19 protein-coding genes and 1 pseudogene are annotated in these 23,843 nt (G+C 72.6%); 9 read left to right on the top strand and 11 right to left on the bottom strand.

The window, feature by feature from the left end; translation table 11 throughout:
• Positions 1-240: 240 nt before the first annotated feature.
• From ACQEVC_RS17195 to ACQEVC_RS17170, 6 genes and pseudogenes are all read left to right on the top strand, one after another.
• Positions 241-1,221 (top strand): acetylxylan esterase, encoded by a 981-nt coding sequence (locus ACQEVC_RS17195; RefSeq protein WP_432878440.1) that lies wholly within the window; start codon positions 241-243, stop codon positions 1,219-1,221.
• A complete protein-coding gene (locus tag ACQEVC_RS17190) occupies positions 1,214-1,936 on the top strand; it encodes a hypothetical protein (protein WP_432878437.1) in 723 nt (240 codons plus the stop codon). The genes ACQEVC_RS17195 and ACQEVC_RS17190 overlap by 8 nt, the downstream gene beginning before the upstream one ends.
• Before the next feature lie 284 nt (positions 1,937-2,220).
• Positions 2,221-3,858: a S8 family peptidase gene (locus ACQEVC_RS17185; protein WP_432878434.1), complete on the top strand. Its 1,638-nt coding sequence runs from the start codon at positions 2,221-2,223 to the stop codon at positions 3,856-3,858.
• Positions 3,859-3,885: 27 nt separating this feature from the next.
• Complete coding sequence (locus tag ACQEVC_RS17180) at positions 3,886-5,166, top strand: hypothetical protein (protein WP_432878432.1); 1,281 nt, start codon at positions 3,886-3,888, stop codon at positions 5,164-5,166.
• A gap of 142 nt (positions 5,167-5,308) precedes the next feature.
• A pseudogene (locus tag ACQEVC_RS17175) lies at positions 5,309-5,725 on the top strand (ATP-binding protein); the annotation flags it as partial.
• Positions 5,726-5,952: 227 nt separating this feature from the next.
• A complete protein-coding gene (locus ACQEVC_RS17170; RefSeq protein ID WP_432878429.1) occupies positions 5,953-7,206 on the top strand; it encodes a phosphodiester glycosidase family protein in 1,254 nt (417 codons plus the stop codon).
• A 128-nt stretch (positions 7,207-7,334) separates the two neighbouring features.
• On the opposite strand, the gene ACQEVC_RS17165 is transcribed toward ACQEVC_RS17170, so the two are convergent.
• The 9 genes from ACQEVC_RS17165 to ACQEVC_RS17125 all read right to left on the bottom strand — a co-directional run bounded on the left by ACQEVC_RS17165 (position 7,335) and on the right by ACQEVC_RS17125 (position 18,287).
• Entirely contained in the window at positions 7,335-8,195 is an 861-nt protein-coding gene (locus tag ACQEVC_RS17165) for a phosphatidylinositol-specific phospholipase C/glycerophosphodiester phosphodiesterase family protein (RefSeq protein ID WP_432891474.1), read from the bottom strand.
• Positions 8,196-8,562: 367 nt separating this feature from the next.
• Positions 8,563-10,662, bottom strand: a complete 2,100-nt coding sequence (fusA, locus tag ACQEVC_RS17160; RefSeq protein WP_432878426.1) for an elongation factor G — start codon at positions 10,660-10,662, stop codon at positions 8,563-8,565.
• 530 nt (positions 10,663-11,192) lie between these two features.
• Positions 11,193-12,035, bottom strand: a complete 843-nt coding sequence (locus ACQEVC_RS17155; protein WP_432878423.1) for a carbohydrate ABC transporter permease — start codon at positions 12,033-12,035, stop codon at positions 11,193-11,195.
• Entirely contained in the window at positions 12,025-12,978 is a 954-nt protein-coding gene (locus tag ACQEVC_RS17150) for a carbohydrate ABC transporter permease (protein ID WP_432878420.1), read from the bottom strand. Before ACQEVC_RS17150 ends, ACQEVC_RS17155 begins: the two co-directional genes overlap by 11 nt.
• A complete protein-coding gene (locus ACQEVC_RS17145; protein WP_432878418.1) occupies positions 12,971-14,278 on the bottom strand; it encodes an ABC transporter substrate-binding protein in 1,308 nt (435 codons plus the stop codon). The genes ACQEVC_RS17150 and ACQEVC_RS17145 overlap by 8 nt, the downstream gene beginning before the upstream one ends.
• A gap of 253 nt (positions 14,279-14,531) precedes the next feature.
• Positions 14,532-15,485: an SMP-30/gluconolactonase/LRE family protein gene (locus ACQEVC_RS17140; RefSeq protein WP_432878415.1), complete on the bottom strand. Its 954-nt coding sequence runs from the start codon at positions 15,483-15,485 to the stop codon at positions 14,532-14,534.
• Positions 15,486-15,574: 89 nt separating this feature from the next.
• The gene (locus ACQEVC_RS17135) at positions 15,575-16,246 is read right to left on the bottom strand and encodes a HEAT repeat domain-containing protein (protein WP_432878412.1); all 672 of its coding nucleotides are present in this window, start codon (positions 16,244-16,246) and stop codon (positions 15,575-15,577) included.
• 41 nt (positions 16,247-16,287) lie between these two features.
• On the bottom strand, positions 16,288-17,049 hold the full coding sequence (locus ACQEVC_RS17130) for a response regulator (protein ID WP_432878410.1): 762 nt from the start codon (positions 17,047-17,049) through the stop codon (positions 16,288-16,290).
• Positions 17,046-18,287, bottom strand: coding sequence for a sensor histidine kinase (locus ACQEVC_RS17125; protein ID WP_432878407.1), 1,242 nt, complete (start codon positions 18,285-18,287; stop codon positions 17,046-17,048). The genes ACQEVC_RS17130 and ACQEVC_RS17125 overlap by 4 nt, the downstream gene beginning before the upstream one ends.
• A 242-nt stretch (positions 18,288-18,529) precedes the next feature.
• Here ACQEVC_RS17125 and ACQEVC_RS17120 point away from each other — a divergent pair, with 242 nt between their 5' ends.
• Genes ACQEVC_RS17120 through ACQEVC_RS17110 form a run of 3 tightly spaced genes read left to right on the top strand, consistent with a single transcriptional unit; the run spans position 18,530 to position 21,593 of the window.
• Complete coding sequence (locus tag ACQEVC_RS17120) at positions 18,530-19,207, top strand: PH domain-containing protein (protein WP_432878404.1); 678 nt, start codon at positions 18,530-18,532, stop codon at positions 19,205-19,207.
• On the top strand, positions 19,204-20,913 hold the full coding sequence (locus ACQEVC_RS17115; protein WP_432878401.1) for a PH domain-containing protein: 1,710 nt from the start codon (positions 19,204-19,206) through the stop codon (positions 20,911-20,913). The genes ACQEVC_RS17120 and ACQEVC_RS17115 overlap by 4 nt, the downstream gene beginning before the upstream one ends.
• Positions 20,895-21,593, top strand: coding sequence for a DUF998 domain-containing protein (locus tag ACQEVC_RS17110; protein ID WP_432878398.1), 699 nt, complete (start codon positions 20,895-20,897; stop codon positions 21,591-21,593). Before ACQEVC_RS17115 ends, ACQEVC_RS17110 begins: the two co-directional genes overlap by 19 nt.
• A 190-nt stretch (positions 21,594-21,783) precedes the next feature.
• Here ACQEVC_RS17110 and ACQEVC_RS17105 read toward each other — a convergent pair whose 3' ends face one another.
• Both ACQEVC_RS17105 and ACQEVC_RS17100 read right to left on the bottom strand, forming a co-directional pair.
• On the bottom strand, positions 21,784-22,851 hold the full coding sequence (locus ACQEVC_RS17105; RefSeq protein WP_432878396.1) for a phosphotriesterase family protein: 1,068 nt from the start codon (positions 22,849-22,851) through the stop codon (positions 21,784-21,786).
• Positions 22,852-22,864: 13 nt separating this feature from the next.
• Positions 22,865-23,836, bottom strand: a complete 972-nt coding sequence (locus ACQEVC_RS17100) for a shikimate dehydrogenase family protein (RefSeq protein ID WP_432878393.1) — start codon at positions 23,834-23,836, stop codon at positions 22,865-22,867.
• Positions 23,837-23,843 lie beyond the last annotated feature (7 nt).

The raw sequence follows: 23,843 nt of genomic DNA, 5'->3' as shown, positions 1-23,843 counted from the left end.
GATATCAGGGCAATCGTCAATACCGGTGCTTCGCCCGGAGGCGGCGCCCGGGCCCGTACCAGGCGACGGACGCGGGCGGCGGGCGGGGCGCTCCTGGGTACGCCGCTCGGGACACGGCCGACCAGCCGGTCGCCGGCCACGGCCCGGACGCTACCCTCCGGCTTCGGGACGCCCCGGCTCGCGGCCGGGGCCGCCCGCCGGGCCGCACCCCCGGCCCGCGACGACGAGAGGAGACGGGCCATGCTTGTCGACTGGCCGCTGGACCGGTTGCGCGACTACCTGCCGGAGCGCGACGAACCGGCAGACTTCGATACCTTCTGGGCGAAGACCCTGGGTCAGGCGCGGGACGCTGGCACCCCGGCACGGTTCGAGCCGTACGACGCCGGTCTGTCCACGGTGGAGGTCTTCGACGTCACCTTCTCCGGCTTCGCCGGCCAGCCGGTACGCGGCTGGTTCCTGCTCCCCCGGCACCGCACCGGCCGGCTCCCCTGCGTCGTCGAGTACATCGGGTACGGCGGCGGGCGCGGGCTGCCGCACGAGTGGCTGACCTGGAGCGCCGCCGGCTACGCCCACCTGGTGATGGACACCCGGGGCCAGGGCAGCAACGGTTACCTGGTCGGCGACACCCCGGACCCGGACCCGGTCGGCCTGCCGCAGACCCCCGGCTTCATGACCCGCGGCCTCACCGATCCGTCGGCCTACTACTACCGCCGGGTCTTCACCGACGCCGTCCGCGCCGTGGAGACCGCCCGGGCACACCCCCGGGTCGACCCGGACCGGGTGGTGGTGGCCGGCACCAGCCAGGGCGGCGGGATCAGCATCGCCGTCTCCGGCCTGGTCGACGGGCTCGCGGCGGTGCTGCCGAACGTGCCGTTCCTCTGCCACTACCGCCGGGCCACCGAGATCACCGACGCCCTGCCGTACCACGAACTGGTGACGTACCTGCGGACCCACCGGGGCGACGTCGAGCAGGCGTTCCGGACCCTCAGCTACTTCGACGGGGTCAACTTCGCCAGCCGGGCCGACGCTCCGGCGCTCTTCTCCGTCGCCCTGATGGACGCGGTCTGCCCGCCGTCGACGGTCTACGCCGCCTTCAACCACTACGCGGGCGAGCGGAAGGACATCACGGTGTGGCCGTACAACGGGCACGAGGGCGGGGCGGGTTTCCAGTTCCCCCACCAGGCCGAACTGCTCCGCCGGCTGTTCGGCGACCGTGGGTAGCCCGGAACGCAGGGTCGCCGGGCCGGCCGCCGGCTACGGCGCCGCCTTCGACCGGCTCTTCGCCCGGGGCCGCGACGCCGTGCTGGCCGGTACCCACTACCGCGACTCCCCGCCGGTCGACGGCGGCCGGTGGGGGCTCTCGGTGGTGCTGCCGCCGGATCCGCCGTGCGCCGGCCGGCTGGCGGCGGTGACCGCCGAGGCGCTCGCCGTGGCCGGCCCGGACCACTGGCCGACCGGCGCGCCGGAGGCCGCGCACTTCACGGTACGGGCACTCGAGGCGCACCGGAGCAGCGTGCCGGACGGCGACCCGCTGGTGGTCCGGGCCGGCTCGGCGCTGCGCCGGGCCGCCGCGGCGTGCCGGCCGGTACGCCTGGCCCTGCGCGGCCTGACGCTCACCCCGTCCGGCGTGATGGCCTGCGCGTACCCGGTCGACGCGGCGCCGGACGAGTTCGCCGCGCGGCTCGCCGTCGAACTCGGCGACGACGCCTGGTTCGAGGCCGGCTTCTCCCGGGACATCTGGTACGCCACCCTGGTCCACTTCACCGGGCCGCTGCGCGATCCGGCCGCACTGGTCGACTGGGTGGCCGCCCGCCGTGGCGCCGACCTCGGCGACGCGGTCGTCGCTGCGGCCGAGCTGCTGCGCTTCCGGTTCAACGGGCGCCAGCCGGTACGGGTGCCGCTGGCCGGCGCGCCGTTCGGCACCGGTACCGGATAGCCCCGTCACGGGTGCCGCTGGCCAGCACTCCACCGGCACCGGCACCGGTACCGGATGGTCCCGGCCCACCGCGACCCTGCCGGCCGGGGCCGGCGGTGACCGTCCGGGCGCGCCGGAGGGTCCCCCCGCCCGACCCATCGTGGCCGTATGATTACCCGGCTCCCCGACCGGTCGTCGCCGACCCGTCGGTAGCACGGTCGACGACGACTGTCAGATCCACGTCCGCCGCTTCTCCTCCGGCCGCCCGTGCGGAAACGATGGTCCGGAAGTCACGGGAGGAATCAATGGACTCCGACAGCGCCGACCCGGGCCGCCCGGCGGAACCACTGCCCGCCGAGTTCGGCTCGGCCGAGCAGAACGCCGACGGCGGCGACCGGGCCAGCCCGCTGTCGCCGGTGCCCACCTCCCCGAGCCTGGTCACCGACTCGGTCATCGCCCGGCCGTTGCAGGAGCGGATGCGGTCCTCCGGCGACGAGCCGATCGGCGTGGTGATCGAGCTGCGTACCCGCTATCTGGGCGGGGTGCGCCGGGCACAGGCCCGGGTCCGGGAGCTGATCCGGCAGGTCGCCGACGCCGAGACGCCGGTCTGGCCGATCGGCTCGTACGTCAGCAGCGCCCTCACCGCCGCGCAGATCCGCGCCATAGTGGCCGCCGACACCGAGGAGGCCGAGGAGGTCGCCCAGGAGCAGGCGGAGCTGGAGGCCGGGCTGGCGGAGCAGGCGGCCCGGTCCGGCCCGGCCACCGAGGAGCCGTCGACGTCGACGGTCGGCGCCGGTCCCGCCCCGCGCTCGGCGATCCACCGGATCTGGCCCAACTTCGAGGTCCAGCCGCTCATCCACCGCTCCGTGGTGACCACCAAGTGCCAGGCGGCGCACCGCGCCTTCAACGCGTACGGTCAGGACATCGTCTGGGCGGTGCTCGACTCCGGCATCGACGAGGGGCACGCGCACTTCCAACGGCACGCCAATCTGGCGCTGACCCCGCCGCTGGCGCACCGCTCCTTCGTCGGCGACAGCGACGCCGACGCGACGAAGGACCTGGCCGGACACGGTACGCACGTGGCCGGGATCCTGGCCGGCGAGCAGATCGTCGGAGACGACGAGAACCCGCTGACCGCCGCTACCTTCTACCAGCCGGACGCGGGCGACGTGCGTACCGAGCGGCTGCGCCTGCGGTCGATCAGCGGGATGGCGCCGCGCTGCCGGCTGCTCTCCTGCAAGATCCTCCGAGACGACGGCTCCGGTGACATGGCGGCGGTGCTGGCCGCACTGGAATACATCCAGGAACTCAACGACTACGGCCGGGAACTGCTGGTGCACGGGGTCAACCTCTCGGTCGGCTACCCGTTCGACCCGACCTGGTTCGCCACCGGGCTCAGCCCGATCTGCCGGGAGGTCGACCGGCTGGTGCAGTCCGGCGTGGTCGTGGTGGCGGCGGCCGGCAACACCGGGTACGGCTACGTCATCGACGCGGGTGGCCGGCGGATGCGCACGGCGTTCGACCTGACCATCAACGACCCGGGCAACGCCGAACTGGCCATCACGGTCGGCGCCACCTCGTGCCGGCCGCACGCCTCCGGGATCTCCTACTTCTCCTCCAAGGGCCCCACCGGGGACGGCCGGGCCAAGCCGGACCTGGTGGCGCCGGGCGAGCGGGTGATCAGCGCCGGCACCGGCCGGCTGCTGGAGCAGGCGCTCACCAGCGTGCCCGGCGCGACCTACGTGGAGAACTCCGGCACCTCGATGGCGGCACCGCACGTCTCCGGCGTGGCGGCGGCGTTCATGTCGGTGCACCAGGAGTTCATCGGCCGCCCGCACCGGGTCAAGCGGGCGCTGCTCGACTCCGCCACCGACCTCGGTCGGGACCGTTCGTTCCAGGGTCGTGGGCTCGTCGACGCGATGCGGGCCCTCCAGTCGGTCTGACCCGTCGCCTTCCGGTGAGGTGTTGAGATGCAGTTCCCGTACGCGGAGGTGGAGATCCGGTCCACCGGCGCGATCCACGACGACGCCCAGCGGCGGGCCGCGGTGGAGCTGGTCGCCTCCTCGGGCGCCACCGACGTACTGGTGCTCTGCCACGGCTGGAACAACGACATCCCGCAGGCCCGCCGCCTCTACCAGCGGCTCACCGACAGCCTGGCGGCGGTGCGCCCGGCGGTGCCCGGGGCGGCGTCCCGGACCCTGGCCGTGGTCGGCGCGCTCTGGCCGTCGATCCGCTGGTCGGACGAGGACGAGGTGGCCGGCGGCGGGGTCGCGGTCGGCGACGAGGCCGCCGCACTGATCGGGGCGATCGCGACCCGGGTCGAGGATCCGGCCCGGGCGGCGCTGCTGACCCGGCTGGTGCCGAGGCTGACGGATTCGGCCGAGGCCCGGCAGCAGTTCCTCGACGCGCTGCGGGAGCAGATCCCGGCCCAGCCGTCCCCGGGCGTCACGGAGGTGGACGAGGATCCGCCGCCGGCGGCGCTGCTGCACGGCGACGCGGAGACGGTCTTCCAGGCAGTGGGTGGTCCCGAGGTCGACTTCGGGTTGCCCGAGCGGGCCGGCGGAGCCGCCGACACCGCTGCCGGTGGGGCGGCCGGGTTCGGCTTCGACCTCGACAGCGTGCTGGCCAAGGCGCGCGGGGTGTTGAACGTGACCACCTATTACACGATGAAGGACCGGGCCGGGAAGGTCGGCTCCGGTGGCATCGCCGCGCTGCTGCCCGAGCTGGCCGGGGCGTCGGCGTCGGGCGTACGACTGCACCTGGCCGGCCACTCGTTCGGCGCCCGGGCACTGGCCGCCGCCGCCGTACGGCAACCCCGGCTGCACTCCTACACGCTGATGCAGGGTGCGTTCAGCCACCACGCGTTCGCCGTGGACTTCAACGGCCGGGGCGAGAACGGGCTGTTCCGGCCGTTGCTGGCCGATCGGCGGTTGACCGGGCCGATGCTGGTCACGCACACCGTCAACGACCGGGCGGTCGGCCTGGCGTACGCGGCGGCGTCCCGGCTCGCCCGGCAGGCCGGTGCCGGGCTGGGCGACGCCGACGACCCGTACGGCGGGATCGGCCGCAACGGGGCGCTGAAGACGCCCGAGGCGGTCCAGCCCGGCGTCGAGCTGCTGGAGGTGGGCGGCGGCTACCAGTTCCGGCCGGGTCGGGTGTTCAACCTGAAAGCGGACAGGTTCATCAGGTCGCACGGCGACGTCAGCGGTCAACAGGTCGCCTACGCTCTGTACTGTGCCATCAGCAGTTAGTGATGACAGGTGCGTGAGCCTCCCGGAGCGACGGCGTCACGCCCGGCCGGGGCCGGAAATCCCGCTCGTCGTTGATTGACTCGGCCACCGGTGGGTACGGTCCGCGCTGTACCCTGACGGGTCCGGTGACCTTGGAGGCGCCATGACGGACGGTCCGTTGCACGATCAACGGACGGAGACACAGCATGGCCCCCTGTTGCTCCAGGCCGACTTCGACGCGGAGCAGGTCGCCGACGTGCGGCGGACGCTCACCGAGCGCCTCCTCGCGGCCGGTCTGGCCGGGGAGCGGCTGGACGACTTCGTGACCGCGGTCAACGAGGCGATGACCAACGCGGTCCGGCACGGCGGCGGGCGAGGCGAGCTGCGGATCTGGCAGCGGCGGCACCTGGTCTGTGAGATCCGGGACCACGGGAGGGGCTTCGCCGACCCGCTACCGACCATCCCGACCCGCCGTCCCCGGCCGTCCGCGAACGGTGGGATGGGGCTGTGGCTGGCCCAGGAACTCGCCGACTCGATCGAGGTGCAGAGCGGCACCAACGGCGTCCGGGTACGGCTGACCATGGCCGTCACCGACTCGGCCGAGATACCGCCGCCCCCCGGGCTAGACGGCGTGGCCGGCTCCGGCGGCCCGGGCCAGGCCCCCAGCTCGACCAGGCGGGGTAACCGGTCGTCCAGTTGATGTTCGTTTGACCTCGATCACCTCGGCCGGAAGTCTGGCTGGTGTTTCCCCGTCACGATTCGGAGGCACCGGCGTTGCTCTCAGCCGACCGTTCCCACCCACCGGCGTTGCTCCCGCCCGACCGTTCCCGCCATCCTCGTAAGCTGCTGGCCGCGTCGGCCCTCGGCCTCGCGCTGGCCCTGGTCGGCGGCGCCACCCCGGCCGTCGCCGGTCCGGCCGCCGGCACCGTACCGGCGATCTCGGCGGCGCCGGGCACCCTCGCACCCGGGGTGACCTACCGGGAGTTCACCCGGCCCACTGCCGGAGTCGAGGTGCCGCTGCATCTGGTCGAGGTGGACCTGCGCAATCCCCTGGTCACGGTGGATCTGATCACGGCAGGTGCGGTCGCGGCCCGGGCTCCGATCTCCGCGCAGGCCGACAGCCGGCGGGCGATCGCCGCGGTCAACGGCGACTTCTTCAACATCAGCAACACCCAGCCCGGGGTCGAGGTGACCGGATCAGCGGTCGGCCCGGCGATCTCCGGTGGGGACGAACTGAAGGCGGCCGTACCGAACGGGCAGCGGTTCGGCCCGGGGCTGCCGCCGGGTACGGCCACCTCCGACGTCCTCGGAGTCGGGGTGGACCGGGTCGGCCGGCTCGCCCGGGTCAGCCTGAAGGGCACGGTCTCGGCCGGCCGGGAACGGTTCCCGGTCACCGGCTTCAACCAGTACGCCCTGCCGGTGGGTGGGGTCGGGGTGTTCGACAGCGACTGGGGCGGTGTCTCCCGCAAGCGGTCCACCTGCGGCACCGACACCGACCGCGCCGCGCCGTGCAGCACCGACACGTACGAGTTGAGCGTCCGGCACGGCCGGGTGGTCCGGACCGGCACCGAGCCGGGTACCGGGGCGATCGCCCGGGACACCGTGGTGCTGGTCGGCCGGGAGCAGGGCGCCCAGGCGCTGCGCCGGTTCGAGGTCGGCGACCGGGTACGCGTCGACTACGACCTGGTGCCGGACACCCGGTTGCCGTTCCGGTTCGCGGTCGGCGGCTTCCCGATCCTCCGGGACGGCGAGCCGCTGGCCGGACTGGACGGGCGGACGGCCGCCATCCGTACCGCCGCCGGGGTCAGCGCCGACGGCCGCCGCCTCTACCTGCTGGCCGTGGACGGCGCCGGGCCCGGCCTGACCATCCTCGACCTTGCCCTGACCCTGCGCGAGCTGGGCGCGGCCGGCGCGGTCAACCTCGACGGCGGCGGGTCGAGCACCCTGGTCACCCGGACCGTCGCCGAGCCCGCCGTCGAGGTGCGCAACCATCCGTCCGGCGGTGCGGAACGGCCGGTGCCCAACGGCATCGGCGTCTTCTCCCGGCTGGACCCCCGGTAGGCGACGGTCGTTCCCGGCCGTCACCCGCCCGCCCGTTCCGTGGCCATATCCGGGTGACCGGGAGAGGGGCTGCACCGCCGCTGCCGGTGCAGCCCCTCTCCCGTGCTCGTACACCGGGAATGCGGGGACTAGCGGAGGAAGTCGGCCAGGCCCGCGAGGTCGTCGGTGTTGATGTGGTCGACGTCGGCGGCCCGGAGTTCCCGCCAGATCGCGTCCCGCTCCGGACCGGGCAGGTCCGGCGTGGCCCAGAACCGTACCCGCTGGCCGTCGCGGTGCGCGGTCCGGACGAACGAACGCAGCCTGGTCCGCTCCGCCGCCGGCATCGCCCCGACACCCCGCCAGGTGAAGAGGTTGGTCCAGTTGTCACTGATCAGCGGGACGAACGAGGCCGGCGCCCCGGAGCCGAGGTCGGCGGCCCGGCCGTCGTAGAAGGCGTACCTGACCCGCTGGGCGGCCATCAGGTCGCGCGGCCGGTCCCCGCTGACCACCACGGTCACCGCGCCCTGCCGGACCCGTCCGCCGGAGTACGTGGTCAGCATCCGCTGGTAGCCCCGCAGCACCCGGTGCAGCTCGGTGTAGGTGTCCGCACCGGTGTTCTTGAGGTCGACCAGCAGTTGTAGCTGCTGGTGGCTGTGTGCGAAGACGCCGCCGTGGTTGGCCCGCACCCGCCGGGCCAGCGGTTCGAGGTAGAGGCTGCTCAGGGTACGGCCCGGTACCACGTCCTCCGGATCGTGGCCGACCAGCAGTTCGCCGTCGACCAGGTAGATGTCGGCCTCGACGCTGGTGAAGCCGTGGTCGAGCGCGTCGAACAACGGGCGCTCGTGCTCGTAGTCGTTGTGCGCGTGGGCCTGCGGCAGTGGACGGACCCTCCCACCGGCCCGTCCACTTCGGACGGCGTCCGGGGCGTGGCCGTGGGCCGGGCCGGCCGCCTGGGCGGCCGGCGCGCCGAGGCCCACGACGGCGCCGGCCAGCACCAGGGAGCCCAGCATGCGACGCTTCATCGCGTTCGCCTCCTGTGTAGTCGATCATGGATCGATCCGCACCGTAACCGGGCCGGTCTGCGCCGCCACGGCCCCGTGGTGAACCCCGGATGAAGAGCCTCCGACACCGGGCGGGACGACACCGGGCGGGACGGCACGGGACGGGACGGCACCCGGGCGGGACGAGACGGCACGGGACGGCACCCAGGCGGGACGAGACGGCACGGGACGGCACCCGGGCGGGACGGCACCGGCACCGGCCCCGCCCGAGGTACGGACGGGGCCGGCGTCGAGCCACCGGTAATCCCTCAGGTGCCGTCGAGCCGTCGACGGTCGGCGTCACCCACAGGTGCCGTCGAGTCGACGACGGTCGGCGTCACCGGGGTGACGACGGGCCGTGGATCGCGCTCGGCACCGGGCCGTAGCCGGCGGCCCGGGTGCTGAACGTGCCCCGGCCCTGGCTACGGCTGCGCAACCGGGTCGCGTAGCCGAACAGTTCGGCCAGCGGCACGGTCGCGGTGACCACCACCGTGCCGGCCCGGGCGGTCGAGCCGACGACCCGGCCTCGCCGGGCGGCCAGGTCGCCCAGCACCGCACCGACCGCGTCGTCCGGCACGGTCACCGTCACCTCGACCACCGGTTCCAGCAGGACCAGCTCGCTGGCCTGAAGCGCCGCCCGCAGCCCGAGCCGGCCGGCCGTCCGGAAGGCCAGCTCGGAAGAGTCCTTCACGTGGGTGGCACCGTCGGTCAGGGTGACCCGCAGCCCGATCACCGGGTGTCCGCCGAGGGGCCCGTCGGCGAGCGCGTCCCGGCAGCCGGCCTCGACCGCCCGGACGTACTCCTTCGGGACCCGGCCGCCGACGACCGTCGAGGCGAACTCGAAGTCCGGTACGTCGCCGCCGCCCGCCATCGGGTCACCGTCCAGCGGCGTCACGTCGAGGACGACGTGCGCCCACTGGCCCGCGCCACCGTCCTGCTTGACGTGCCGGTACACCAGTCCGGTCACGCCACGCACGACCGTCTCCCGGTACGCCACCTGCGGCCGGCCGACGCTGACCTCCAGCCCGACGTCCTGGCGGATCTTCTCCACTGCCACCTCCAGGTGCAGCTCTCCCATCCCGGAGAGCACGGTCTGGCCGGTCTCCGGATCGGTCCGGACGGCCAGCGACGGGTCCTCCTCGACCAGCCGGGCGAATGCCGAGGCCAACCGTCCGGTGTCGGTACTCCGGCGCGCCTCGACGGCGACCGAGACCACCGGGTCGGCGGCGGTCGGCGGTTCGAGCAGCAGTGGCGCGTCCGGGGCGCAGAGCGTCGCACCGACCCGCGCCGACTTCAGCCCCACCACCGCGACGATGTCGCCGGCCACCGCCCGGTCCACCTCGGTGTGCCGGTCGGCCTGCACCCGCAGGATCCGGCTGATCCGCTCGGTACGCCCGGCGCCGGCGTCCAGCACCACGCCTCCCTTTTCGACGCTGCCCGCGTAGACCCGCAGGTAGCTGAGCCGACCGGTGCCGGTCGAGTTGACCTTGAACACCAGCGCGGTGAACGGCGCCGCCGGGTCGGCGGGCCGCTCCCGCAGCTCGCCGCCGGAGGTGCTGCCGCGCACCGCCGGGATGTCCAGCGGCGACGGCAGGTAGCCGACGGCCGCGTCGAGCAGCGGCTCGATGCCCCGGTTCCGGTACGCCGAGCCGCAGAGCACCACCAGTCCGTCCCCGGTACGGGTCAGGTCCCGCAGCGCGTTCCGGAGCGTCTCGGCGGCCAGCGTCGACCGTTCGCAGTACTCCTCCAGCGCGGCCGGATGCCGCTCGGCGACCGTCTCCGCGAGTACCCGACGACGCCGCTCCGCCTCCTCCCGCAGGTCGTCCGGGACCGGGCCCTCGACGGGCGCTTCCCCGTCGGCCCAGACCAGCGAGCGCATCTTCACCAGGTCCACCACGCCGGTGAAGTTCTCTTCCCGACCGATCGGTAGCTGCACCACCAGCGGGGTGACCCGGAGCCGGTCGCGGATCGACCGGACCGCCGTGTCCAGGTCGGCGCCGGCCCGGTCCAGCTTGTTGACGAAGGCGATCCGTGGTACGCCGTGCCGGTCGGCCTGCCGCCACACCGACTCGCTCTGCGGCTCCACTCCGGCGACACCGTCGAAGACCGCGATCGCGCCGTCGAGCACCCGCAGGGCCCGCTCGACCTCGTCGGCGAAGTCGACGTGTCCGGGGGTGTCGATCAGGTTGATCCGGTGACCGGCCCAGTCGCAGCTCACCGCGGCGGCGAAGATGGTGATGCCCCGGCTGCGCTCCTGGGCGTCGAAGTCGGTGACGGTCGTCCCGTCGTGCACCTCGCCGCGCTTGTAGGTGGCTCCGGTGGCGTAGAGGATCCGCTCGGTGGTGGTGGTCTTGCCGGCGTCGACGTGGGCGAGGATGCCCAGGTTACGCAGCCGGGTCAGGGGGTGGGAAACGGGACGGTGCAGCTCGGTACGCACGGCCGACGGCCTTTCTGGGTGGTCTGTTCGTCTCGGACGGCGCGATTGCTCCGGACGCGCCCGGCAGGATGTGGCCAGGCGGGTACTCCCCGAGCCGGCAGCCTGGACCGACCGGTCGACGCGACCGCTCGGGACGGCGTCGCGGGACCGGATCGGGACGCAACGGGATGCCGGAAGCCGGTATCGACGTGCGCCAGGACCTGCCGGCCGACCCCGGCGACGGCCAGGGTCGGCGAAGCGGCTCAGGGGTGCGTCACGGATCTCCGGTGCGGCCGCGCGGGCCGGCACCGGACGTCAGGAAGACGCCAGGATCACCCGGTGCAGCGACTGGGGAATGACGACAGCGGTGCGGTAGCGCACGGCCGGCTCCCCTCACTCGTCGTCGCACGCGTCCGGCCCGGTCAGGCCAAGATCGCGCTGGGCTGGTCACGAGTGTACTGAACGGACCCTCGGCGCACAGCCCGGTTTTCCGGGGTTTCTGATCACGATGCTGGACGGACCGACCGGGACGGAGCGGCCGGACGGCTGGGTCACTTCACCGCGCCGGCGGTCAGGCCCTGGACCAGGAAGCGTTGCAGCATCAGGAATCCGGCCGCGACCGGGACGCTGACCACCAACGAGGCGGCCATCACCTGGTTCCAGTAGACGCCGGCCTGGGTGGAGTAGAGCTGTAGCCCGACCGGCAGGGTACGGCTCTGCTCGCTGGTCATGATCGAGGCGAAGAGCACCTCGCTCCACGCCGTCACGAAGGCGTAGATGGCGACCGCCACGATCCCCGGGGTGGCGACCGGCACCACCACCCGGAGCAGCGCGCCGACCGGCCCGGCACCGTCGACCAGGGCGGCCTCGTCGAGTTCCCGGGGGATCGAGTTGAAATAGCCGACCAGCATCCAGATCGAGAACGGCAGCGAGAAGGTCAGGTAGGTGATGACCAGGCCGAGCCGGGAGCCGTACAGGGTGATGCCGGTGAACTGGTCGATGTTGACGTAGATCAGGAAGAGCGGCAGCAGGAAGAGGATGCCCGGGAACATCTGGGTGGAGAGCACGGTCACCGAGAAGAGGGCCCGGCCGGGAAACCGGAACCGGCTGATCGCGTACGCGGCGAAGACCGCGACCAGCACCGAGCAGACCGCGGCGGCGGTGGAGACCAGCACGCTGTTCAGGAAGTACCGGCCGAGCGGGATGGTCCGCCAGATGTCGGCGAACGGGCTCAGCGTCAGCTCGGTCGGCCACCAGTGGAACTCGCCCTGCACGTCCCGCAGCGGCTTCGCCGCCGAGGTCGCCATCACATACAGCGGCAGCAGCACGATGGCGGCGAAGAAGGCCAGGCCCACCCAGCGGACCCAGCGGAACCAGCGGGGCTCAAACAGCACGGCGGCGCCTCCGGGCGGTCAGCAGCAGATATCCGGTGGTGAGCAGGAGCAGGAAGAGCAGCAGCAGCACGGACATCGCCGAGCCGAGCCCGAAGTTCCAGGTCACGAAGGAACTCTGGTAGATGTGCACCGAGATCAGGTCGGCCTGGTCCGGCGTCGCCGCGCCGAACAGCACGAACGGGGTGGTGAAGTCGTTGAAGGTCCAGAGGAACAGCACCAGGACCAGCACCAGGTTGACCGGTCGGAGCATCGGCAGGGTCACCCGGCGGATCTGCTGGCCCGGCCCGGCACCGTCGATCGCCGCCGCCTCGTAGAGGTCGGTCGGGATGTTCTGCATCCCGGCCATGATGATCAGGAAGGCGAACGGCCAGTGCCGCCACACCGAGACCAACACGACGGCGACGAAACTGCGGTCGCCGAGCAGCCAGAACGCCCGGTCGTCGGTGACGTGCAGGTTCTCCACCAGCAGGTGGTTGAGCATCCCGTTGTCCCGCTGGAGCAGGAAGTTCCAGGCGATCACCGCCGCGTACGCGGGCAGCGCGTACGGGACGAGGAAGAGGGTGCGCAGCAGTCCCCGGCTGCGCATCGGGCGCTGGAGCAGCAGGGCGGCCACGAAGCCGAGCAGCCACGAGCCGGCGACCACCAGCAGGGCGTACGCCAGGGTGATCCAGAGCGAGCGCAGCAGCGAGGCGCCGATCGCGGAGTCGACGTCCAGCGCCACCCGGAAGTTGCGCAGCCCCGCCCAGGGTGCCGCCGCCCAGTTCCGGATGTAGAACTGGGTCAGCTCCCGGAAGCTCATCCAGACGCCGACGGCCATCGGCACCAGGTGGACCAGCAACTCCAGGGCGAGTGCGGGCAGCAGCAGCAGGTACGCCAGGCCGGGCCGGTGCCAACCGGCACCGGCCCGGCGCGCTGCCCCGGTCGCCCCGGGGCGGTCAGCCACCGGTACCCATCTCCTGCTGGGCCTTTTCCAGCGCCGCCGCGACCTCCGGCTCGCCGACCGGTTGCCCACTGGCGACCTTGGCGAACAGGTCCCGCATCCCACTGCCCACCGTGGTCTCGAACTTGCTCTCCTCGGGGACCTGTGGCAGCGGCCCGGCGGTGTTGGCGAGCACGTCCTGGAAGACCTTGATCAGCGGGGTCTGGAAGGCCGGGTCGGAGTAGGCGTCCTTGACCACCGGCAGCGACCCGAACGCCTTGTTGAGAATCTGCTGCTCCGCGCTGCTGGTCAGGAACTTCACCAGTTCCAGCGCGCCGGCCTTGTTGTCGGTGTTCTTGAAGATCGAGACGTTGATCCCGGCCACGTGACTGTTCACCCGCTTGCCGCCCGGCGGCAGCGGGTCGGCGATCGGGATCGGCGCGACGCCGTACTCGTCGGGCTTCATTCCGGCGGCGGCGAGCACGCTGACGGCGTTGCTCTGCCAGAGCAGCATCGCGGCCTTGCCCTTGGCGAAGTCGCCGATCGGCTGGGTCGGGGTGCTGTACTCGGCGTTGCTGGGGTTGACGATCTTGTCGGTCGCCATGAAGTCGATGTACTGCTTCACCGCCATCACGTGGTGATGCCCGGTGAACTGCGGCTTGCCGGCGCTGTCGAAGAATTCCGCGCCGTGCTGCTGGCCGAAGATGAAGGCGTGGTGCGCGTTCTCGGTGTAGCTCGCCCCCTCGACCGCCAGCCCCCACTGGTCGCCCTTGGTCAGCTTCTTGCCGGCGTCGACGAACTCGGTCCAGTTCTTCGGCGGGCTGGTGATGTCGGCCTCGGCGAAGAGCCGCTTGTGGTAGAAGAGCCCGTACGCCAGGCCGTAGAGCGGCACCGAGGTCGGCGGCTGACCGGCCGCGCCGGTCGCCGCGAAACTCGGCCCGAGGAACCGGGTCGGGCCGCCGAGCGGTTCCAACTCGGCCGACTCGAACGGCAGGAAGGCGCCGGTGGCCTGCAACGAGGCGGACCAGGTGTTGCCGATGTTGAGCACGTCGGGGCCCTGCCCGGAGGTGGTGGCGGCCAGGATCCGGTTGAGCAGGTCCGGCCAGCCGATCACCTCGAGTTCGACCTTGATGCCGGTCTGCTGGGTGAACTTGTCGAGTTCGGGTTGCAGGATCTTCCGGTCTTCGTCCAGGCTGGGCCCCTGGTTGCTGGCCCAGTAGGTGAGGGTCTTCCCGTCACCACCGCCGCCGTCGTCTCCGCAGGCGGCCAGCGGCAGCAGCAACAACACCGCCGCCGCGGTCGCGCCGACCTTCCGAAACCGCATGTCTACCCCCAGGACACCATCGACGAAGCGACCGGCGGATGGGCCCGATCACCATCGATCAATAGAAATCCATCTAATGATGTCTGTCAAACCCCTCCGGATCGGGCCCCGGAACCGGCCGCGCCGCGGCGGCACACCGACGGGCGCCGCACGGGATAGCGCCGCCACCGACGGCCGCCGCACGAACGGCGACGCCGCCGGCGAGCGGGTGCTCACCGGCGGCGTCGGAGATGAATCCGGGTACGGCCGATCGCTACGGCTTCGGGATGGCCACCGCCGTGTAGGTGGTCTCCGGCGTCGGCGGGGTGCTGAACCGCGCGTTCGGCAGGTAGAGCCGATTGCCGTACGAGGCGACCGTGGTCGGGATGTCGAACCGGGGATCGGTCAACCGCGCGACGACCCGCCCCGAGCGGCCGTCGGAGGCCAGCCGCAGTACGGCCACCGTGTTGAGCCGGTTGAGCACGGCGTACAGGGTCCGACCCTCCAGCAGCAGCCCGTCGCCGTTGGTGAGGAGTTCCCCGCCCAGGTCCACCTGCCGGGCCACCCCGGAGGACGGGTCCACCCGGAACAGCAGGCCGGTGTTGGACTGCACCACCAGCAGTGCCCGACCGTCCGGCGTCCGGCAGATGCCGTTCGCGTTGTTGCCGGTGGTGTAGACGATGTCCCCGGTCAGCGGCAGCCCGCGTACGCCGCCGCGCCGGCCGGTCGGCACGACGTAGAGCACCGGGTTCTGCGAGTCGGTGAAGTACGCCGACCGCGGGGTCAGCACCACGTCGTTGACGAAGCTGGTACCGGTGGTGAAGGTGAGGTCGCCGAGCAGCCGGCCGCTCCAGGCGTCCACGATGCGCCCGGTGCCGGCCGTACCGCCGGCGACGAAGAGCCGGCCCCGACCGTCCAGCTTCAGCCCGATCGACGGGAAACCCTCCCCCGGCCCCTGACTGAGCACCCGGCCCTCGCCGGTCGCCAGGTTGACCCGGTAGATCGAACCGTCGGCCCGGGAGCCGAAGTACGCGTACGGCAGCGCGCCGATCGCGATCCCCTCCGGCATCCAACCGTCGGGCAGGTCGAAGGTGTCGGGGAACCGCTTCCGGGGATGTCCGCCCGGTGACTGTGCGCTCGGGGAGTGTGCGCTCGCCTTCTCCGGAGTGCCGACCGCGGCGGCTATCCCCAGCGCGGCGAAGCCGGTCAGGACATTACGTCGGATCATGCGGGTGTCTCCATCCGTACTCCTGAGTCTGTCGCAGTGCCGGAGGGCACTGGTCGCGCGAGAAGACACGCACGAACGGATCGACGGGTTCAACTCCGGTCGGGATCTACCGACTGCCGGGACAGCGCGGCGGCGGAGAGTCGGCGGGCGGCCTCGGCGCGCTGCGCCGTCACCTCGGCGTCGGGCTCCGTGTCGTCGTCGCCCGAGCGGATCAGCGCGAAGAGAGCCGGGTGGGTGGAGACGTCGGTGCGGCGACCGGCGTACCGAAGCAGGGTGTTCGCGGCGTGGTAGCGGACCAGGTAGTGCCGGTCCCGTACCGCCCGGGCCAGCGCCTCGACCAGTCGCGGGGTCGGGGCGAACCCGGCGAGCGCGGTGGCCGCGTCGATCCGCTCCCCCCAGTGCGCCCCCTCGGCCAGCACCGACGCGACCGGCTCGGCCCACGACTCGTCGCCGGTCAGTACGTGCAGGGCCTGGGCCACCCGGACCTGGAACGTGCCGGAGGCGGCCGGCAGCGCGGCCCGGAGCAGCGCCTCGGCGCCGGACGGGGCCAGTCCGGCACCGGCCAGCGCGGCGATCGACTCGGCCGCCAGCGAGTCGGCGGCGGCAACGCCGACGCCGAGCATCCGAGCCACGACCTCCGGCTCGTCCCGGGCGACGCTCAGCAGCCGGGCGAAGTCCGGACCGTCGTGCCAGACCAGGTACGGATCGCCGAAAACGTCCCGCCGCCAGTCCGGCCACTTCTCGCCCCTGCCCACCGTCACCTGCCTGTCTCTCCGCGCGTCAGCACTCGGACGCGGGCCGCCTACTCGTCGCTTGCGTCGTGGGCGAGCAGCGCGAGCTGGATCCGGTTGTCCAGGTCGAGCTTGGCCAGCGCGCTGGAGACGTACGCCTTGACCGTGCCGACGGACAGGAACAGCCGGTCGGCGATCTCGCCGTTCGACAGCCCCTCCGCCACCGCGACGGCGACCGCCCGTTCCCGCTCGGAGAGCAGCCCGAACCGCTCCCGGGCCCGTTGGCGGCGCTGGTCGGGACGGCGGTGCGGGGCGACGCCCGCCACGTGGTCGATCAGGGTACGGGCAACCGTCGGGGACAACACCGGCTCACCGGCGGCGGCCCGGCGTACCGCGTCGACGATCTGCTCCGGCGCGGTGTGCTTGACCAGGAATCCGGCCGCGCCGTTGCGGAGCGCGTCGAGGATCGTCGCGTCGGCGTCGAAGGTGGTCAGCACGATGACCTCCGGACGCTGCCCGGATCGGGCGGTGATCGCCCGGGTGGCCGCGATGCCGTCCAGCAGCGGCATCCGGACGTCCATCAGCACCACGTCCGGGCGCAGCCGGGTCACCGCGTCGGCGACGTCGGCACCGTCCGCCGCCTCGCCGACGACCTCGATGTCGGGCGCCCCGCCGAGCATCAGCCGCAGCCCGGTCCGGACCAGCGCGTCGTCGTCCACCAGCAGTACCCGGATGGCCGGTTCGGCACCCGGCGCGGGCGAGTCGACACCTGTCGCGGCCAGGTCGGCATCCGTGGCGGCCGGCTGACGGCCCGGTGCGTCGCCCGGAGTCATGCCGGCCAGGGTAGCCGGGTGCAGAGCCGGAACGTCCCGCCGACCACGCCGTGCTCGATGGTCCCGCCGTCCAGGGCCAGCCGCTCGGCGAGCCCGGTCAGCCCGGCACCCGCCCCGGGCAGGTCGGCGGCCGAACGCGGGGAGGAATCGGCCAGCCGTCGGCGAGCATCCGCAGGCGGCAGCGGATTGCTGATCGTGGCGACGACACCGCTGCCGGGATCGACCTCGACCCGTACCGTCACCTCGGTCTGGCCGGCGTGTTTCCGGGCGTTGGTCAGTCCTTCCTGGACGGTGCGGTAGACCGTACGCTGCACCGCCGGCCGGAGTGACTCGGCGGCACCGGGCGCGCACACCATCTCGAACGCCACCCGCTGACCGGCCGCCTGTGCCTCCTGGACCAGCCGGAAGATGTCGGCCAGCCTCGGCTGCGGCGCCGACCGGTGCGGCGCCGACTGTTCGGCCGTGCCGGCTTCCGGGTCCGGCTGCTCGACGTCGTTGCGGTCACCCCGCTCCGGCCGCAGTACGGCGAGCACGTCGCCCAGCTCGACCAGGGCCTGCCGGGCGTTGTCCCGGATGACCTCGATCGCCCCGCCGACCTCTCCCGGCTTGAGCGGGGCACCCGCCCCTGCGTCGGCCTGGGTAGTCCGGTACGCCAACGCGCCCGCGTGCACCGAGATCAGCGAGATCCGGTGCGCCAGTACGTCGTGCATCTCCCGGGCGATCCGCTCCCGCTCCGCCCGGCGCGCCCCGGCCAGCCGTTGCCGGTGTTCGTCGCGCGCCCGGTCGACCTCGCGACGCAGGTTGGCGATGAGTTCCCGACGGGCCCGGACCGCGATCCCCCAGCCGAGCGGGACCAGGTACATCAGCAGGATCAGCGTGAGGTACGCCCACCGGGTGACGCCGGGCGGCGGATTCTCGTAGCCGAACAACAGCGAGGGCACCAGGTGCAGCACGGTGACCAGGGTCGCCGGCAGCCAGTTGCGGTGCACCGCGACGGTGAGCACCGCGACCAGGGCCGCGCCCAGCCCGGTCGACGCCAGCGCCAGTACCAGCACCATCGCGACGCCGAGGAGGATCGGAAAGCGCCGCCGCCACCACAGGGCCAGGCAGCCGACGGCACCGACCCAGGGGTCGATCGTGACCATCCAGCCGGGGATCGCGTCGACGTAGTGCAGCGGTGCGCTGCGCCAGGTCCACGCCCAGGCAAGCACCGCCAGGCCGAACAGCACGACATCCACGACCCAGTCCCGGACGGTGCGCCGCGTCTTATCACCGGGGACGGCGTAGGCGGTCCCGGATGGCGCGGCGGTCCGGCCCCGACCGGGCCACCGAAGGCGTCGGGCCAGCTCCATGTGCCGAGACTACAAACGGTCGGCCCGCCGCCGGTCTGGTCGACCGGCCAACAGCCCTGGCCAGCCGACCAGAACCGATGGCCGACCGGCAGCGGCGCCCGGCCGGGCCCGTACCGCAACGTCTGGGGATGGGACAGCAACAACCGCGTACCGACCGACCGCCGGCCGCCCCGGACCCGGACCCGGCAGACGACCCGGACGACCCGACCACCGCCGGCCCGGCCGGTCCGACCGCACCGACCAGCCCGACCGCCTCGACCGCAGCACCGCCGTGTCCGGTGGAGCCCGCCGAGCCAGGCCCGGGGGGGGTGGCCGGGCCGATGGGGTTGCGCCCGCTGCGGCACCGGGTCGACCGCCGGGCCGTCGGCTGGTGGAGCACCCGGGTGATCCTCGGCGTCGCGCCGCTGGTCACGCTCCTGTCCATCGGGTACGCCGTGCTGCCCGCCGCCGCGCGGAGCTGGCTCGGCCCGATCCTGCTGGTGCTGGTACCGGCCTGGCTGGCGTACCTGGTTGTGGTGCCGTCCTGGCGGTACGCCGTACACGGTTGGGAGGTCACTCCGGAGGCCGTGTACGCGGTGTCGGGGTGGTTCGTCCGGGAGTGGCGGGCCGCCCCGATCTCCCGGATCCAGACCGTCGACACGGTCCGGGGACCACTGGAACAGCTCTTCGGACTGGCCACGGTGACCGTGACGACGGCCTCGGCGAGCGGCCCGGTCGTACTGGTGGGACTCGATGCGGACCTCGCCGCGCGGACCGCCGGACGGCTCACCGAGATCGTCCGGCAGACGGCAGGGGACGCGACATGAGCCCGGCTCCCGAGACGGCTCCACCGTCCGAGACGGCCGAGACGGCTCCACCGTCCGAGACGGCCGAGACGGCTCCACCGTCCGAGACGGCTTCGGCGGGCGACACGACCCCGGCGGCGGAGATCCCGTGGCGGCGGCTCGACGCCCGGATCATCTGGGTCGACGGGCTGTATGCGCTGCTGTCGCTCGTACCCGCCGGGTTGGCTCTGCTCGTCACCGACGAGCCGCACGCCTCGACGCTGGTCCCGGTGCTCGCGGTGGCCGTGGGTGGGGTTGTCGGCGCGGCCCGGGACACGCTGCGCTGGGCCAAGACCCGGTACCGGCTCACCGAGGAGCTGGTGGAACTTCGCACCGGCCTGCTGGTCCGGCGGAATCGCGCGCTGCGGCGCGAGCGGATCCGCACCGTCAGTACGACCGCGCGGCTGCGGCACCGGCTCGCCGGGCTGCGGGTGCTGACGGTTGGGGTCGGCCAGCCGGGCGCGGCCGGGTACGAGGCGTTGCAGCTCGACGCCGTCACCCGGACGGCCGCCGAGGAACTCCGCCGGGAGCTGCTGGCCGGTGGCTCGGCGGAGGTAGCGTCCGGTGGTGGTGAGGATGGTGTCGTCGTCGAGGCGCCCGGTGAGCGGGTCTTCGCCCGGATCCGCTGGTCGTGGATCTGCTACAACGTGTTCAGTGTGTGGGCGCTGGTCACGGCGGCCGGGCTGCTCTGGGGCGGCTACTGGCTGGCGCAGTCGTTCGGGTTCGACGGGGCAGGATTCGTCGCCGGGCTGCTCGACTGGCGGGCCCTCGGCCCGTGGCGTACCGGTGCGATCGCGTTCGTCGGCGTCGGCGCGCTCGGGGCGCTGGGCATGGCGGTCGCGTTCGTGGCCGAGAACTGGTCCTTCCGGCTGGTACGCCTCGACACGCCGACCGGCGCCGTGCTGCGTACGTCGCAGGGGCTGTTCCGGACCCGGGAGGTGAACCGGGACGTCAGCCGGCTGCGTGGAGTCGAGATCTCCGAGCCGCTGCTCTGGCGGTGGATGGGGATGGCGGACACCAACGTGATCTCGACGGGGCTCTCGATCTGGAGCATGACGCCGGCCACCACGATCCTGCCGCGCGGCCCGGTCGGCGTGGCGCGGTCGGTGGCCGCCCGGATGCTCGACCTCGATGCCGGGGCCAGCCCGTTCGCCGTACCGCCGCGTCGGCATCCGCCGGCCGCGCTGCGCCGCCGGTTCGGCTGGGCGGTGCTGGTCACGCTCGCTGTCACCGGGCTGCTGGCCTGGCTGGGCGGGATCGTTGACGCGCTGCCGTCCTGGCTGTGGGTGGTCGGGGTGGGGCTGCTGCCGGTGGCGCTGGGGGCGGCGGTGGTGGCGTATCGGGCGCTCGGGCATGGGATCGTCGGCGAGTACCTGGTGGTCCGGTCCGGGTTGGTCAGCCGGAGTACGGCGGCGCTGTCCCGACCGGCGGTGATCGGCTGGCGGCTGCGCCAGTCGGTGCTGCAACGACGCCTCGGCCTCGCCACCCTGACCGCGACCACCGCAGCCGGCCACGGCCAGTACGCGGCGGTGGACATGCCTGCGGGGACGGTGGTCGCCTTCGCCGAGCAGGTGGTACCGGGCCTGCTCGCCCCGCTGATCGCCGATGTGCCCGTCGAGCGGTTGTCCGTACCGGCCTCGACGCCGGATGTATCACTCCTGGAGGAAACATGTCACCGCGTCGGCTGACTCGCGTGCTGCTCTGGTGTGGAGTGGTCGGACCGCCGCTGTTCATCCTGGTGTTCCTGGTGGACGGCGCCACCCGGGCCGGCTACGACCCGACGTACCACCCGGTGAGCGCGCTGAGTCTCGGCCCGCGCGGGTGGATCCAGATCACCAATTTCGTACTGACCGGGGTGCTGCTGATCGGCTTCGCCGTCGGGTTGCGCCGCACGCTGCGTCCGGGACGTGCCGACCTCTGGGGGCCGCTGGCGGTGGGCGTGTTCGGGCTCGGGCTGCTGCTCTCCGGCGTCTTCGTGATGGATCCGGCCCATGGCTATCCGCCCGGTGCGCCGCTGGACGGGATCGCCACGAGCTTGCCGGGCGTATTGCACGACAATCTCGGCATCGTGGTGTTCGTGTCGGTGCCGGTCGCCTGCTTCGTACTGGCCCGCCGCTCCGCCGGCCGCCCGACCGGTCGCGCCTGGTTCGGGTACGACCTCCTGACCGGACTCGCCGGCATGGCGCTGTTCGTCACCTTCGGTACGGCGTGGGAAACCGACCATCCGTCGAGCGGCCTGATCCAACGCCTGATGATCGCCGTCGACTGGACCTGGATCACCGTACTTGCACTCCGCCTGCTCGCTGAGTCCTTTCGTCGGACCGGCAGACCGACCGCAGTCGGCCGTCGGCTGCCTGAGAATCTCTAGTGTCCGCCCCTGCCGAGGCGCCCCTGTGACTACTGGAACCGGTCACCGGGTCTGTTTCCTCAGCCCGGCTGCGCCAGGCGTGTCCTTCGCCGCCATCCGGGCAGCCCTGTACGTCCAGCTTCGACGGACAGGCCATCATCCTGGAAAATGACGGCCCACCGGGCAAGCCGTCAGATGAATCGGCAGTAATTCACTTCACCGGTAATCGGACCTCAGGAAGATGCGGATTCTTTCCACCACGACCTGCGTGAGCCGTGTCGGCGGTGGTGCTCCAGACGAGTACCCGGGCTGGCGCGTCGACCATGATCTGCCGTACGACCTCCGGGCCGAGTCGCGCTCGCAGCCGGGGCAGGAACCGATTCGGCAGGTACGCCAGTCCCGGCATCCCGCCGTACCCGACGTATCGGCTGCGGCGGGCGACGTCACCGCCGAGCAGCAGGTGTCCGGCCATCCCCTCCCCGCACACCGCCGCGATCAACTCGATCAGCGCGCTGTCCGGCCGCTCCCGGTGCCGGGCCATCCCGTCGTAGCCGAGGTACGCACCCCGCTGGGCGAGTTCCACGTGCAGCCCCGGGTCCGGATTCCGATCCGCGTGCGCCAACACCACCCGCCCCGGCTCGACGCCATCAGCGTGCAGCAGGTCAAGCACCTCGTGACCAGCACTCCCATGCTCCAGATGCACCATCACCGCAGCACCCGTCGACCGATGCACGGCAGCCACCGCCCCCAGCACCCGCCGCTCGAACGGACTGATCGACCAGTACCCGATCCCCGCCTTGAGCAGCCCGGCCCGCACCGGCCGCCCTTCCGGGTCCAGCGCCACACCCGCACCGCCGGAAGCGTCCGACGCGCTCGCCATACCCCCAGATTTTGATCCGATGTCGCGGACCGGGCAGCCGTCGACCAGATCCGCCCGGAACCGGGCGGCGAGATCTACCTCCGAAGCGGTGACCAGCGGATGGTCCGGACCGTAGTGCGCCTCCCGGTGCGCGCCCGTCGTCGCCACCACCCGTATCCCGGTGGCGGCACTGATCCTGGCCACCGCCGCCGGGTCGCGGCCCAGCCCGACCGGGGTCGCCTCGACCATCGCGGTGATGCCGGCGGCGAACAGCAGCCCGGTCTCAGTTTGGCTGGCCGGCTCGTCGTCCAGCTCGTCGCCGGGCAGCAGAGGAGTGACCTGGAACAGGTGCTCGTGGTAGTCGGTCGGCCCGAGCAGCTCCGGCGGCACGTCGCCGAGCACGGTCCGGACGAAGCTCACCACGTCACCCCGGTCACCGCACCGCCTCGGCCGCCGCCGACAGCCGCCGCACCGTCGGCGGATCCACGGGTACGTCGAAGATCTCGGCGATCGCCTGGCTCCAGCCGTGGACGAAGTACCGCCAGCCGTCGACCACGGTCAGCCCGCGCTCGTCCCGTTGCGTAATGGCCTGGTGCAGGAACTCCAGGCTGCCCCGGTAGTTGAAGTCCCAGGCGTAGCCGTTCCGGGGCAGCCGGGCCCCGGGCGGCAGCGGCGTCCCAGGCCGATCTTTGCCAAGGCCGGTCGCGTTGACCACCAGGCTGCCGTCCGGCGCCGCGTCGAGCAGCGCCACGATCTCGCCGGGATCGGTGACCGGCAGGTACCCGACGAGGTCCGCCGGCAGGCCGCCCCGCTCGACAACCTCGCGCAGGTGGGCGAGCCGACTCGGGTCGGTGTCGGTGCAGACGATCCGGCGCGGCCGGTCGGCCCGCTGGCCGAGGTACCAGACCAGCGCCGTCCCGGCGCCGCCCGCGCCCAGGCAGACCACCTCGGCGCCGGTCGCCGCGAAATGATCGTCCGGCAGGAAGTCCTGCACGGCGAGGCCGGCGGTCAGCGGGTCCTTGGCGCCGCCGACCAGCCGGCCGTCCCGCTTCGCGATGCTGGAGATCTCGCCGCAGAGCTGGGCGAAGTCGTCCACCTCGTCGAAGAGGTCGTGCGCCGCCTGGTAGAGCCGGAGCTTGTGGGTAGTCACCAGCGCTCCCCGGTGCGCGGGGTCGTCCCGGATCCGCTTGACCAGATCCCGATATTGCGCGTCGTCGGCGTCCAACGGCAGATCGTGCCCGACCAGCCGGTCGGTCGGCAGGCCGAGGATCTCCGCCCACCTCGGAAAGACCCGGTTGATCGACGAGCCGCCGGTGGTCACCCCGACGAAACCCATGTAGCCGGCGCCGTCCGACCCCCGGTCGACCGATCCGGTACGTCCAGCCCCGTCAACCCTCGCGTCCACCGCTGAT

Origin of the sequence: Plantactinospora sp. CA-294935 (assembly GCF_050936445.1) — a bacterium.
Taxonomy (GTDB): domain Bacteria; phylum Actinomycetota; class Actinomycetes; order Mycobacteriales; family Micromonosporaceae; genus Plantactinospora.
The sequence above is the reverse complement of the archived record's forward strand: the minus strand, read 5'-3'. Positions and strand labels throughout refer to the sequence as shown.